This window comes from Agrobacterium sp. 22-226-1, assembly GCF_053522345.1.
Genome location: NZ_JBNWCP010000033.1, coordinates 1 through 13,709, shown reverse-complemented (window position 1 = coordinate 13,709; position 13,709 = coordinate 1). Strand labels below are relative to the sequence as shown.

Here is a 13,709-nt window from a genome sequence, read left to right as displayed (position 1 = left end):
TATTGCCTCCGACCAAATCACCAGTCGGGGCGATAGAATCAGAATTCCGCAGCCAGGGGAATCCTCAATGCGATTCCGCGTTCAATGGACGTGCTCTAGCATACCGGCATCATAGTCGCGATTATAAGCATCCATGGAAAGTATTGCGAGCATAATCTCTTGAGAAATGCTCATTTATATAGCTCCGTCGAAAATGAACTGACTGTCAAATACTGCATGTCGGGATCGGTCGCGTCTTTTCTTAGATACGGAGGATTTGGAAGTAGGGTTGGATTCTTTTCACCCTCTTCTTTTAACCATCCGAGCACATCTTCGATTTTCCCTTCCGTCACCTGCTCCCTGGTTATCGACAAGGTGATCGAGGCAAGCGAAGTGCCTGAACCGAAGAATTCTGCAAGATTGTCGGGGTGTACTCTCTTCACTGTCTTTGGATCGTTGAAATCGGTGAAGGTTACCAGCAGAGGATAGTCGGCTTTGGAGAGCGCGGCAGTTGCCGGCTTTGACATACGTTCAAATTTTGGAGCAATGTCGACGGGTGCTTCTCCTGGAAAAAAAAGCGCATACGGTCTCGGCATATTCTTCAACAGCGCGAAAAGGTACTTGCCTGGAAGAACTTCGAGGACAACCGCCTCCCCTCGCAACTCAAAAAAAGCGCCTCTTGCTTCAGGTAGTGCGAAGAGGCCGTCTCGATCATCCAAACTGGCCTTCATCACGCTGGACGCGGATTTTGGACCCGACGGGGTCTCAACCGTAACCGTCAGCTTTTGATGCCACGACCAACTGTCGCCGCAACTGCTGAGCAGCGACAGCGCCAACAACACGGGAATTTTCCTGAGAAGCCGAGAGATATTCATCAGACACCAGCGAGGCGAAATAATTGCTATGCAAACGAACGTTGGCCTTGTCGCCAAATTTCACATCAAAATACACAAAATCTTCCAGCAAACTACCAAGTCACTGGAGAGCAAGCAGAGGCATTCAGGATGTGAGTTGATCGATTGCTTGGTTTGGGACGGAGTTCGTCACCCGGTTTTGCAATAAGACTTTGTAGAACGTCACTATCCACCAGACGTCCTAGGACGCGGACTCGTTAATTGAAGCGATCCAGATTCTCGTCGCGGCCAGTTTGAGCCCGGCAAGGTAGTTGTCAGCACGTCTGTCGTATCGTGTTGCCAGACCACGCATCTGTTTGATGCGGTTGAAGAAACGCTCGATCAGATTGCGCTGGCGATAGACCCAACGGCTGAAACTGAAGGTCTGTTTTCGGTTGGCCTTGGCGGGGATGTTTGCCCAGCATTTGCGTTGCTTGGCGAAGTTACGGATCGCGTCGGTGTCATAGGCCTTGTCGGCAAGCAGTGTCGTTCCGGGCCGAATGTCACTCAGCAGCCTTTCGGCCATAGGAGCATCGGCGGCCTGACCAGCGGTCAATGCCAGTCGAACCGGCAAACCATCAGCATCGACGAGCGCGTGGATCTTTGTCGTCAGGCCGCCACGCGAACGTCCCATGCAAGGATCGGCAGATCCCCCTTTTTTGCGTTTGCACCATGCTGGTGAACGCGGACGCAGGAAGAATCGATCATGACGATCTCTCCGGCATAATGCCTTGAAACAGCGCCGGGAAGGCGATCCCGGACGCCTGCCTTGCGCCAGCGAGAGAAGCGATTGTAGAGCGTCGTGCGCGGACCATAGCGCTCCGGTACATCACGCCAGGATGAACCTGTCCGGAAACGCCATAGGATACCATTGATCACCCGGCGGTCATCCACGCGCTCAACTCCACGGCTGTTGGTCGGCAGCAAAGGCGCGATAACCGCCCATTCCTCGTCGGTCAGTTCGTGACGGCGCATAACAATCTCCTTTCCAGGAAATTGAATCACACAACGTCATCAACATGAACCCCGTTATGGGGACACAGCCTAAAACAGGATGAACCTTTATCTGGCTCTGCTTGGCGACTGTGTGGAAATTTGAAAGCACGGAGGTAGCGAGCTCCCGCGTCGGTGCGATAACATCCAGCAACCAGATGATTTGACCACTGTTCCAGTCAGTGGGCTTCAACCGCACTGGAAAAACACCAGCCTTGACCTGCTCAACAATCTTTGCATCGACGTCCGCACTCACGCTTGCCCAGATTGCGATAGCGTTTGGTGCCAAAGTGGTCTGTTCGGCTCCATCGTCCTCTTTTTTCGATGCGATTACGATACGATCGTGGCTAAGCGGATCGATGACCAAATGACTGAGATCGGACAGGTTCTGGCTGCGATAGCGAGGAACGGAACTGAGCGCGAATACGACCTGTCCAAAAATCGAAAAAATCTGCCCCTTGACCTGTAAGAGCTTTCGGATCACGTCATCGTTTACAGTATCGGACGCCGCTTTCCGGCGCGACTCGTCATCTAAAAAATTGTCATATTGCCCCCCGCAATACCGCCACTTAAAGCGTTGATGTTCTTCACCTCTCCGGAAGCTAGCAGATCAAACTTCGATTGCAAGTTGTATATTTACGACTAAATTAGGATTATAATTAACAGCCGTAGACACGCTCAAATCAACGCTTGCCAAGCATGTGAACGTCTGGACCATTGAACCGCACCGGGGTTGAACCGCACCGGGGTTGGCGTTGACGACGAGGCTGAGACCGGACGCCCAAGGGGCCATGCCTTCCGCAACGCGGTTGCGCAGCTCACCAAGCTGGTGGAAAAAGACTGCACGGGCAAGACTGCAACCTTGATGCACGCTCTGGCCTTATCTTTGCAGCGCATGGCCGAGACTATTTTGAAATCAGCGCCAGCACCTTTGTAACAACGCCAAGTATCTGGCTAGCGCTCACCAAGCCCGTCGCGAGTCGATCACGCTCGGCTGCTATCACATTCAGCCGACCTGTTGCCTTCGTAATTCCTCCGGTGATCTCGGAGTACCTGGTCGCTGCGTTACGCATCCTAAGCGCGTCCCACTCCTCCTTTAGTCGATTTGCCGCAAATCGAATGCGCGTCCTATTGACTGACGATGCGCCATCGTACGTCAGAAGAATCTTCGTCATTGCGTCATTGATCGTCGCCGCGGCTACCTCGTTCGTCGTCATTGACTTTTCCCTCCTTTGGCAATTGCTGCTTTCAAACCCGCGACGTCATCTAGGAACATGTTTATGTCTTCAGTGGCGGAACGCAGATTCCTGCCTCCTTCAGCAAGGATTTTATGTGCTGCCTGCACCTTCGTAATGGCACTGACACGACGGTTGGCTGTCGCTTCTCTCGCGTGAAACTCGCGTTTTGCTCTGTCGATCGCCATGAATTGCTCATATGCCGCACCGCTATCTGTTCGAATATGTGCCAGACTGCAGCGCGCTGCCTTGTCCCACGTTGCGAGCTTGGCGGTCAAAAGTCGCCGATCTTCCTCATCCTCACTCAAGATGATGAACGTTACGTCGACCAGAAGAGGGTGAACCGCAAAAGCGATTTCGCGGACTTCGCGCATCCTTCTGGCCTCTCCAATGTAAATCGTACTATCGACGCCAGCCTTGAAAACCGGTGCGACTACGGCGGCACCGGGGGCAGCAGCCGATGCGGCCGTTAATAGTTGCGTTGCGCTTGTCGTCAATTGCGTTGCGGCAGCCCTGAGTTTGGCGATCGCGTCGGGAGAGCTTACTTTCGCGAGTGCTTCGGCATAGTCCGACAGCGCCGCCAGGAATTTTGCCTGCTCAACCAGATGAGTAGCTGGCGAGTCGGCCCGCTCCGAAGCGACATTATAGGTGCGGGACTGGAGATACCGGCAAGCATTGCGTTGGGTCACGGACGCTATTGCCAGTTCATTTTCGAGATTACCCGTTTCTCCGATGACCGAAACGGCGTTTGTCGTTGCGGTTCCGAATGAGGCAACATCATTCGTATCGGGTGCAGTTCCGCACCCGGCGATAAGCGCAAATATTGAAAAAGCTGTTGCCTTCGACCGCATCGTAGCCCCCTTTTCTCGTAAGGACGTGTGCTGCCTCCATTGCGTTAAGCAATAGAGCCACGAAGTCGTGTCGAATATCCCTACAATACTGAGCCCCCTCAGCGGTGTAGATGAAACCATAGAATTCTATCGACTACAATGGGGTTGAGTATGTCTGGTGATAATATTTTAAATTGAATCTTTAGACCTGCTGACACGGAGTCAAAGGGCAACATTGGCAGTTCCTTTTCTGCGCCTTCAACGATCAAGATTGGTGTTGCTCTGCATCGGCCGTATGGAGTTAGGACGATTGCCTGTCCCATCATCGGGCTCGTCAAGCAGAACGTTTCCGACCTTATCAAGCACCCTCGACGCTTCGCCGCCAACATGATGCTGCGAAATTCATCGAACAGGCCTGCGGCCTTGAGCGCGCGCTGGCCGTTATAGTCGTTAATGTCAAGCTGGCCGCCTTGCGGCCGCGATTGGGCTGACGGCTCGGCTTCATAGATCGTCGCTGCAATCCCGTGGACATGTAGCACACGCGCGAGGGTGAGCCCGCCTAAGCCCGCACCGATGATCGCGATCTCTCGCTGGTGTACGCGGTCAGTCACTTAACTCTCCTGTCTGGTCCAGTCGAGCATCGAGCCGACTTTAGGTTGCCACTGCAGCTCCCAGCGGGCGCGCGTCGCCCGCACGCGACAGTTCGAGCCGAAGTCGAAGGCGAACACGTCGTTGAGTTTGCGATCACCCCTTCGACCGAGCATGACAGCGCCTACCGAGATCGAGGCGGTTGGCAATCGCCTGCGACATATCAAACCCGGTTGCTCCCGTTACGAAAATCGCCATTCGCCTTCTCCTTGATCACACATTCCGCTCCTGGCCGCGTTGGAATGGCATTCCAACGCTTACTGGCGGGTGCTCCCGCTGTCAAGTTGGAATGTCGTTCCAACTGTGCTAACGAGGGCGTCATGGTTCAATCGAAGCGAAAGGTCCGAAGCCGGGACGCGGCCTTGTCACGCGCGCAGGTCGTGAGCGCTGCGATCGTCATCCTCGATCGCGATGGCGAAACAGGTCTGACGTTCAAAGCGCTGGCGTCCCACCTCACGACCGGACCCGGAGCAATCTATGGTCACATCGCAAGCAAGAGCGATTTGGTAGCAGCCGCAGCAGACGCCATTGTTGCAGAGGTCATTGGCGCTCGTACCGGCAATGCCCGTCCGCAAGACTCCATGAAAGAATTCGCTCTCGAAATGTTCGATGCGATCGACACCCACCCGTGGGTCGGCGCTGCGCTAACCCGAATGTCCGGACAAGCGCCGCTCGTCCGGATCCTCGATACGATTGGCCAAGACATTCGCGACCTTGGCGTGCCCTCGAACAAAGAATGGGCCGCGACAATGGCGATCTTCAATTACATCGTCGGGGTCGGAGGACAAAATGCCGCCAACGCACAGTTCGCCCGGGCGCACGCTCTGGAGAGGACCAAAACCCTCGCCTCGCTCGCTCGCGCATGGTCGGACCTCGACCCGGCCAAATATCCCTTTGCCAGCACTGTCGGGTCGCAACTCGCCATCCACGATGATCGCACAGACTTCCTCGCCGGTATCGAGTTCATCATCGGGGGAATCGTCGCGTTGACTGCGGGCACTGGCGAAGCCTCGCGTTGAGGTGGTCGCCGACGGTAAACGAGCCATCTCGCCGACGCTATTGCGTCGCAGCTGTCGACGCTCAGGACGTTTTCCCGCTGAGGACAATTCCAAACCGCCAGGCCCAGTTCGAGACCTTGAACTTCGTTTTGCCGGTGTCCTGACGGCGGGAGGCATTGAGTCTGCAGGCCATTCTGTGGACGGGCCGAATATTGCGGTAGCCAATTAGCCAAAATATTGCCCTTCACATGAGCGCACCCACGCACCTCTCGCGCCACTCGCCAGAGGCGCAGACCGTTCTCTGGATTTTCCTGCCGAACGGCCTTGAACTACCCCCTACAAAATGACCCCTATTGGCGCTTTTGTGCCGTCAAAGCTTAACGTGATCGACGTCTGCTCCTCGAGAAGAGGTGACCGCCGACGCTACGGCTGGAAGTGGACAGGGACTAAAGCCCAGGCCAAAGTCCGCCATCCAGCCGCAGGTTGGCACCAGTGATGTAGCCGGCCCGCGGACTGACGAGGAAGGCGACGGCGTCGGCTATTTCCTCAAGCGTGCCGACCCGTCCCATCGGGACTGCGGCAAAGATGGGCAGTACCTTCTGCTCGATCTCCGACCATGACGCATCGGCCGCAAGTCCCCGGCCGACGGCGGCCCTCCGAAAGGCCTCGTCGAGGCTGACGCTATGAATCGTTCCGGGCGACACGGTGTTTGCCGTGACGCCGTCTTTTGCAACGGCCTTGGCGAGTGAAGCGGTCATGGCAATCATCGCCGCCTTAGCCGCAGCGTAATCAGGCCGGCCTGCCGGCGGCATCATTCCTGCCAAGCTAGAGATATTGACGATACGTCCCCATCCGGCCTCCCGCATGGCAGGTAGCAGCCGGGAGATAATCCTGACGGCGGCAAGGACGTTTCGGTCATAGCCGCCCGCCCAAGTCTCTGATTGCGTGGTCGCCCAGTCCTCCGTCCCACTCGAGCCACCCGCATTGTTGATGACAATCTCGACTGGAGGCAAGAGGGCTTGGGCGTCGGCGACCATGCGCTGCACCTCGTCCTCGTTCGTTAGATCGCCAAGCACCACATGCGCACGTCCACCTTTGGCAATGATGTCATGCGCGACTTGTTCGGTTTTCGCCCTGTCACGACCATGGACGATGACGACCACTCCCTCGCGCGCCAACCCGTGCGCGATCCCTTCGCCGATACCCTTGCTGCTGCCCGTCACCAGCGCAATCTTTCCTTCCAGTTTCAAATCCATCGTGGCATTCCCATGTTAAGACCGAGGCGGGATATGAGGACACTGCGATGAATGAGGCAATTACGCACTTAAAGGTACCTATCGAGTACGAGGAGCGGACTACCTGCTTGGGGCCGGACGGTTCTGTCGCACATGTTGGCCGAGTCTTGCAGGCGCTGAAGGGGCGATGGAAGCTGCAGATTCTATTTCGCCTCTTCGCGGAGCCATCGATGCGCAACTCGCAATTTCTGCGTGACATGCCCGGCATCACTCAGAAGGTGCTGACGCAGCAGCTTCGTGACCTCGAAGGTGATGGTCTTGTTGAAAGACAGGACTTTGGTGAGCAGCCTCCCCATGTTGAGTATCGGCTGACAAGGGCCGGCCATGGACTCATGCCAGTGCTACTGGCAATCAGAGAATTTTCGCGCGAACATCTCAATCCGTAACGACCGCTTGTGGCGCTCTGCGCCATGACGGCAGTCGGCCCGAAGCGGACAAAAGTAATGAGAAATCGCTTGACCGATGCTCCTCAGCGCGGATGTTTGTTTGATCATCGTGTGAACACATATGGAATTCGAAGTCGTGCTGGAAACTGAACGTTTGATCCTACGTCCACCTCGCCATGCGGACATTCCGGAGCTATTCGAGTTTCTCGGAGACACGGTGGCAATGCAGCATACCCATTGCGATAAAACGCTGAGAGAATGTCAGAGAAGGGTAATGGTCCATGAATGGCGAAGACGCCATGACGGCTGTGCACCATGGGTGGTTTTACGTCGTGACAATGGCAGGATTGTTGGCTGGGGCGGTTTGTACGAAGACCCATTTGATCCTGGTTGGGATTTCGAGGTTGGATATTATTTCCGCCCTGAATCTTGGGGAATGGGGTATGCCTCCGAGCTCGTCAGCGCAGCATTGAGTTTCGCGGATAACCAGCTCAAGCTTCCAGCAGTTTGGGCAATGGCCCATCCGGATAATGTGGGGTCGCAGAGGGTCTTAGAGAAAGCTGGTTTCGCGTTTGCTCGTCACCTCCCTGAGAGAAACCGCCTCTTATTTCAAAGGCGGCTCCCAGTTACGTGACAATGACAATTAGTGCGCAAAGCTATCCTGACAGCTGATGAAGCTAAAGCCAAAGCGGTGCTATATCACCCGCCCCCTCCCTACCCTTGCAACCCCGGCCAGCCGGTCCGGTCGGGGGCTGATTGTCGGAGCCAGTGTCGCATTTCTAACGGGCCAGCTGCGTCGCATCTCTAATCGGCTTTGACAGTTATAACGTTACTGATCATTAAATCTTCTCCTGTTGCTACGGCTGGTTTTGGCCCGAAGCGGTCATTCGCACGGTTGCTGTAAAGAATGTTCTTCGGGTAGGTCAGAGGCAGCATCCATGCACCAAATACCAGGTCTTGACAGCCTTAGGTCAATTGTCCTAGAAGCAGACGAAACTAGGGCAAATGACCTAATATGTCTGTTGCATCCACGCGCGACCTGATCGTCGAAAAGGCCGATAGCCTGTTCTACGAGAGTGGGTTCGAAGCTACGTCTTTCGCTGACATTGCAGCTACCTTGGGCATCTCACGTGGCAATTTTTACCATCACTTCAAAACCAAGGACGCCATACTTGATGCCGTGATCACGCGTCGCATGGCGCGGACACGCGCAATGCTCGACGGATGGCAGATGGGCGGAGCCGATCCGCGCGAGCGGATTCTGTCCTTCATCCATATGTTGATCGTCAATCAGGCGAAGATCATGGCCTTCGGCTGCCCTGTCGGCACGCTGTCTTCCGAACTCGCCAAGCTCAATCATGTCAAACAGGGGCGCGCCGCCGAAATCTTCGGTTTATTCCGCGACTGGATCGCAGAACAGTTCCAGGCGCTTGGTGCCGGTGACCGTGCCGAGGCTCTGGCGATGCATCTCCTATCGTGGTCACAGGGCGTGGCGGTAATGGCCACTTCGTTCCGTGACGAAACCTTCATCCGCAACGAAGTGGCCGATATAAAGCACTGGCTGGCGACCTTGCCGAACCTTTCCCAATCCACCTGACCAAGGAGCCCCAATGTTCGCCACCTTCTTGAAATTTGCGGAGAACCGCGCCGCCGCGCCGGAATTTATGGCAGCGCATAACGACTGGATCGCGCAGGGCTTTGCCGATGGCGCGTTCCTCTGCGTCGGCTCGCTTCAGCCCGCAGCCGGGGGAGCGATCCTCGCCAGTGGGGAAAGCCGCTCCGAACACGATGCACGTATCGCCGCCGACCCGTTCGTCGTGCAGGGGATCGTGACCGCTGAAACCTACGAGATCGATCCGAAGCGCACCATCGCCGCGCTGGATTTCTTGAAGGTACCGGCATGAGCGGAACCGGACTGGGTCTGGATGATTTTCATCGTCCCTCTCGTTCGTGACCGCTTTTGGCGCGAAGCGAACGTTGGTGACCGAACAACAATGGGCTTGTGCCTCCGTTTTCGTCATTCAGGCAAATTCGACAATTTACCAAAAGTTGCCATTAGGTTCACAAAGATTGGATGTCGATGACGGAGTAGAAAGGTGCCAATTGGACTAATCAGTGATTATACTTCGCGGCAAAAATGCCGACATATTTTTTGTGTCAGCTATAGAAAGTCACGTCCACTATGGCACCCAGGAATTTCCACCGGGTTTTTCAATAATTTGGAGCGCAATCCTCGAAGGACACCCTAATTCCGGCAAATCTGCGCTTGTATTGCCGGGCACGAGGAATTTTCCCATATGGCAAAGATCTCCGCCAACATTCGGCTCCGCCCGACACGCGTAGCCCTTTTGGTCAGCCCAACCGACCGCGCTTCGATCATCCGCTTCATGCGCATCTCCACTTGCATGTGGGGCGGCCGGTACAACCCCATCATCCCTGTCTACCGCAAGCCACCCAAGGCATGGGCCGGGGAATTTGAAGGCGACAAGACTGGCGTGGATATCGCACGCGGCTACATACGATTCTTCGAACCCGACGCCTTCGTGGAAGCAAAGCCCGGCCTGCTCGCGGCTCTGGGACTGGAGAGCTTGCGAGGAGCTATCGGCAGTCTTTCGGTTACGCTTGACGAACTGCTTTCGCCCGACCCTAACAAGTCCTGGGCCGAGCTGAAATTCGGGTTACCCATCACTGATGCGCTCGCCGAACTCTATGACCGCGGAGAGCGCTTCGTACCACGCGAGCCGAGGTCGGCAATGGTAGTCGAAAAGCCTCCAACGACGGGAGCTGCCGAAGCCATGTTCGGCGTTTTTCCTACCGAAGAGGACAAGCGATATTTCTTTTCGAGCTACAATGAAGTTTTTAGGCCAGAGGCCATGCCGTGGAGCCCACAAACTTGGCGCCATGTCTATCTTAAGGGCACGACGAAACCGTTTGATCCATCATCCCACCTCATTGAGCCTGAGCGGAACTGGCAACACGACCTTAAGTTCTTCGTTTTCGACCCTTCCAAGATTACGGACATCATTGACCTGTGGAACCTGAGAAGCGAGCCTGCCCCACTTTTACCTCTTCCGGTGAACTGGGTTGCGGAACTCGCTACCGATATCCAGGCGCTTTGCAAAGCGGAATATCGCCCACTGGAGGGAAACCCGTCGGGTATCATGCATTCCGCAACCCTCGAGTTTGCGCGAGGCCTCTCCGAGGAGGCGAGGCAACAAACGATTCAGATCTTAAAGCCAGATCTGCCGCCGGCGCTCGGTCACCACCACTCGTTGACGATTAAGCATTGGCGTGATCGCATTTGGGACGCGCCAGGCGAAGGAATGATGAATGCTCCCAAGCGGCTGCGACTGTTCGTCCACGAGAAGCAGGTGAGCCTGGAAGTAGACCGGTCTAGCGAACATCTAAGCGCGACCTTCGAGCCTTTACGTCCCAGTTTTGCGTCTCGATACGGGACGGGACGCGTTCGGTGGGTAAACAGCCTGAAGGTCTCTAACTACGGCCGAACCAACATAGCGACGATCTACCCCTATAATACCTTCGATCGCTCTCACCCACGGCTATTACTCGGTAGTGGAGATGTGCTGATCGGATCGGAAGGTTGGAGTGTCGGTCAGGCCTACGTTGGTCTCTCCTCCTTCCTGCAGTTTGAAACGCAAGAGAAGGCCATCACCGGAATCCTTACCAGGGCAGGCTATTCCGTCTCGTTGTCGGAGCCGGGGCATATCGCCAAACATGTACTCGATCAACTCGGCGGTTTGGAGGGAGCCCACCTCATCGCGGATGAGGAGATCCTGCGGACCATGAACGACATGGCGGGCGCCATACGTAGACGGAGGAACGAATCCGAGGAAATGCAGGAGGAATTTCCTCCGCGATCGCGGTCAATCAAGCAGTGGGCCGATTTAGTCAACAAGAGAAAAGAACGGGACTACGGGCGGGGGGACATAGAGCATTTCACCAAGCGGAATGTTATCGTTCTGGGCTTAGAGACCCGCTGCACCAATTGCCTTCATGTGAACTGGGACCCAATGGACAAGCTGGGCTATGCGCTATCGTGCAGCCGATGCCTGAAGGAATACCCATTCCCCCAAAATGCTGATAGCAGCGCTAGAAAGTGGGCATATCGTGTATCGGGGCCGTTCTCGGTGCAGGACTACGCGAAAGGCGCCTACGGAGCAGTCCTAGCGCTCCGGGCGATCGATGAGCTCAATAACCACTTCGGATCCATTAACTTCATCACCGCCGTTCAACTCGTTAGGGACGGTAAGAGTATCGAGGCCGACTATGTCGCGCTGCACCGGCCGGAAGGGTTTGGCGAGAAAAGCGACCCCGACATCATTTTCGGGGAAGCCAAGTCATTCAGCGACGGCGACACCCTCAAACCTAAGGACATCGCCCGGTTACAGAATCTCGCCCTTCAATTTCCCGGCTGCTACCTCGCGGTATCGGTGTTGAGGAAGGAGTTCACCGAAGGCGAAAAGGTGTTGCTGCGACGGCTCGTGCGTTGGACGCGGAAACTTGCGCCGAATGGCGGACCGCGCAACCGGGTTTTGCTGCTGACTGGGCACGAATTGCTTCGGACCTGGGGGCCGCTTTCGAATACGTGGAAATCGGTCGGAGGAAAACACTCCGAGTTCGCTGACTCACATCATACAAGGTCGCTCATGTCGACTGCCGAAGCAACGATCTCCATTCATCTGGACATGCCGAGCTTTTCGGCGGCCCGACACGCTTCTTGGAGCCGGCGGGACACAAGCAAAAAGAAAGGCTTCCTGCACGTTCCCGGGCAATGGGGTATGATGCTCGGCTCGGTCTCGGGGCCCGAACCCTCGGAGTCGACAACAGACGCCGACCGCTCGATCAGCTCGCCAGATCGATGATCAATTGCTGTGTCGCCGTCTTACCGCCACAGCGGCCATGACTAGAATCACGTAGTAATGGAACAAATGTTTGTTTGTAGCCGCCAATCCGCTTTGCGGCGGCTTATTCCGCATTTAGCCCTATTCGATGATATTGCACCACTCTTTGCTCGGTCCAAATCAACCGCGTGATTATAGGCCTACGTCCGCTATTGGCGCATCGCGGTCTTCAATCACTGGTTGATATCGCCTGCCATGATCCTCGAAAAGGAATCGGGCGGATCAAGTCGCCAAGTCTCGCCGTTCTGAAACTGAATTTCGCGGCGACCGTGTTTCAACTCATCGGCAACCAGACCCTGCGATTTCTCAATACACGCGCCGCTCGTGATAACGGCATCCAGCCAACGACTAAAACGCTCATACTCACTTGGGCTCCCGAAGCCGTGAATTTCGACTAACTCGACGCTCTGGACTGATTGCGTCATGCTCAAAATCCTTTTCGTTGTCCCGATTTCAAACAGATAGCGTGGTGCCTCACCCTCTCCATGGTCGACCATTGCGCATGTGGTCACCTCGAACCGTCGTTTTCGCTCCGCACGACTCTCTTCGGCGGGCTGACCTTCAACACAAATGCGTTGAAGCTTATTGTGCGACCCCATACACACTGCTCGCGCAAGTACTCGATGATTACGATAGCCGGTCCCTTATTTAGGGAGTGTGTATCGTTATGCATGGAAGCTGACAAAGAGCCATCGCTTACTGCCCATGCCCTCGAAGTTTCGTTCCAACGGCCCGCCACTTAGATGTCCAAAGACTAAGATACTGGAGAGTTCGTGCCTCAGATAGGCAATTGCTTATATCCATCAACGATCAACTCATCCGTCCTATTTTTCTCTAAAACGAGCAGTTCGATAGGTCTTCCATCCTCGAAATCGGACTTCTTGGGAAGTGTGAAGCGCATGGAGATGTCGGGAGCGACTATTTCATTACGTTTCCTGAAGACGGATTGCGAACTGGCAATCACCAGTTCATAAAATTCTTTGGCAGGTATCTCGAAAATATTTCGCCCTTCAAGTTTGGGACGGCACTCAGCCGACAAAACGATACGAATAAGGATATCTCCGTAAAAAAAAACAACTGGCAGGCTTTTGGTTTTGGGAACCCACCGAACCTCTGCCGCAGCTTCAGCCTGCATCGCCGCAATCATCTCTTTAAATTCTTCAGGATCGAGACCCATCTCAGGCCCCATCGAGTTTAGTAGTTTCTCAAAGTCCGAAACTGCCACTGACTCATCCTGCACGAGTTCGGGTTCAGCAAATCCCTCAATTTTCGAAATCACTTCTTTAGATGCACCAAGTCTCAGCGGACCGATGCCTTCTCCCAGTAAAACTTCCCACGCTCCCGACTTGTCTGTCACTTTATGATTCCTTCGCGTTTAAGGCATTCTGCATATGCCATCATCTGAGCTATGGCAGCGTCGTAGCGTGTCGGTGTTGATTTGCACTGAGAAGTGACCCGGCATTTGCGCCGAGAACTGACCCGCCTCTTAGGTATGTTTCGGGTCGGTGGTGGTGGTCAAGTTCCTACTTT

The 13,709-nt window shown here is 55.1% G+C and carries 14 protein-coding genes and 1 pseudogene; 6 read left to right on the top strand and 9 right to left on the bottom strand.

Going from position 1 to position 13,709, the window contains the following annotated elements:
* Window positions 1-170: 170 nt before the first annotated feature.
* The 6 genes and pseudogenes from ACQZ5K_RS26605 to ACQZ5K_RS26580 all read right to left on the bottom strand — a co-directional run bounded on the left by ACQZ5K_RS26605 (window position 171) and on the right by ACQZ5K_RS26580 (window position 4,541).
* Window positions 171-821, bottom strand: coding sequence for a hypothetical protein (locus ACQZ5K_RS26605; RefSeq protein ID WP_448742023.1), 651 nt, complete (start codon window positions 819-821; stop codon window positions 171-173).
* Window positions 822-1,074: 253 nt separating this feature from the next.
* Window positions 1,075-1,847 (bottom strand): annotated as a pseudogene (locus tag ACQZ5K_RS26600) (IS5 family transposase).
* Complete coding sequence (locus tag ACQZ5K_RS26595) at window positions 1,771-2,349, bottom strand: toxin-activating lysine-acyltransferase (protein ID WP_448742022.1); 579 nt, start codon at window positions 2,347-2,349, stop codon at window positions 1,771-1,773. The pseudogene ACQZ5K_RS26600 and the gene ACQZ5K_RS26595 overlap by 77 nt, the downstream one beginning before the upstream one ends.
* A 421-nt stretch (window positions 2,350-2,770) precedes the next feature.
* Window positions 2,771-3,082, bottom strand: a complete 312-nt coding sequence (locus ACQZ5K_RS26590) for a hypothetical protein (protein WP_448742021.1) — start codon at window positions 3,080-3,082, stop codon at window positions 2,771-2,773.
* A complete protein-coding gene (locus ACQZ5K_RS26585; protein WP_448742020.1) occupies window positions 3,079-3,951 on the bottom strand; it encodes a hypothetical protein in 873 nt (290 codons plus the stop codon). Before ACQZ5K_RS26585 ends, ACQZ5K_RS26590 begins: the two co-directional genes overlap by 4 nt.
* A 98-nt stretch (window positions 3,952-4,049) precedes the next feature.
* The gene (locus tag ACQZ5K_RS26580) at window positions 4,050-4,541 is read right to left on the bottom strand and encodes an FAD-dependent oxidoreductase (RefSeq protein ID WP_448742019.1); all 492 of its coding nucleotides are present in this window, start codon (window positions 4,539-4,541) and stop codon (window positions 4,050-4,052) included.
* Window positions 4,542-4,898: 357 nt separating this feature from the next.
* Between ACQZ5K_RS26580 and ACQZ5K_RS26575 the strand changes: the two genes are divergently transcribed.
* Window positions 4,899-5,597, top strand: a complete 699-nt coding sequence (locus tag ACQZ5K_RS26575; protein ID WP_448742018.1) for a TetR/AcrR family transcriptional regulator — start codon at window positions 4,899-4,901, stop codon at window positions 5,595-5,597.
* A gap of 425 nt (window positions 5,598-6,022) precedes the next feature.
* On the opposite strand, the gene ACQZ5K_RS26570 is transcribed toward ACQZ5K_RS26575, so the two are convergent.
* Complete coding sequence (locus ACQZ5K_RS26570; RefSeq protein WP_448742017.1) at window positions 6,023-6,832, bottom strand: SDR family NAD(P)-dependent oxidoreductase; 810 nt, start codon at window positions 6,830-6,832, stop codon at window positions 6,023-6,025.
* Between the two features lie 47 nt (window positions 6,833-6,879).
* Here ACQZ5K_RS26570 and ACQZ5K_RS26565 point away from each other — a divergent pair, with 47 nt between their 5' ends.
* From ACQZ5K_RS26565 to ACQZ5K_RS26545, 5 genes are all read left to right on the top strand, one after another.
* Window positions 6,880-7,257 carry a winged helix-turn-helix transcriptional regulator gene (locus tag ACQZ5K_RS26565; protein WP_448742016.1) on the top strand — a complete coding sequence of 126 codons (378 nt, stop codon included), beginning with the start codon at window positions 6,880-6,882 and terminating at the stop codon, window positions 7,255-7,257.
* A gap of 121 nt (window positions 7,258-7,378) precedes the next feature.
* Window positions 7,379-7,891 carry a GNAT family N-acetyltransferase gene (locus ACQZ5K_RS26560; protein ID WP_448742015.1) on the top strand — a complete coding sequence of 171 codons (513 nt, stop codon included), beginning with the start codon at window positions 7,379-7,381 and terminating at the stop codon, window positions 7,889-7,891.
* 381 nt (window positions 7,892-8,272) lie between these two features.
* Entirely contained in the window at window positions 8,273-8,854 is a 582-nt protein-coding gene (locus ACQZ5K_RS26555; RefSeq protein WP_448742014.1) for a TetR/AcrR family transcriptional regulator, read from the top strand.
* Window positions 8,855-8,867: 13 nt separating this feature from the next.
* Window positions 8,868-9,161, top strand: a complete 294-nt coding sequence (locus ACQZ5K_RS26550; RefSeq protein ID WP_448742013.1) for a YciI family protein — start codon at window positions 8,868-8,870, stop codon at window positions 9,159-9,161.
* Between the two features lie 393 nt (window positions 9,162-9,554).
* Window positions 9,555-12,140: a hypothetical protein gene (locus ACQZ5K_RS26545; RefSeq protein WP_448742012.1), complete on the top strand. Its 2,586-nt coding sequence runs from the start codon at window positions 9,555-9,557 to the stop codon at window positions 12,138-12,140.
* 212 nt (window positions 12,141-12,352) lie between these two features.
* On the opposite strand, the gene ACQZ5K_RS26540 is transcribed toward ACQZ5K_RS26545, so the two are convergent.
* Together ACQZ5K_RS26540 and ACQZ5K_RS26535 are read right to left on the bottom strand one after the other, a co-directional pair.
* A complete protein-coding gene (locus ACQZ5K_RS26540; protein WP_448742011.1) occupies window positions 12,353-12,604 on the bottom strand; it encodes a hypothetical protein in 252 nt (83 codons plus the stop codon).
* A 353-nt stretch (window positions 12,605-12,957) separates the two neighbouring features.
* Window positions 12,958-13,536, bottom strand: a complete 579-nt coding sequence (locus tag ACQZ5K_RS26535; RefSeq protein ID WP_448742010.1) for a hypothetical protein — start codon at window positions 13,534-13,536, stop codon at window positions 12,958-12,960.
* Window positions 13,537-13,709: the final 173 nt, after the last annotated feature.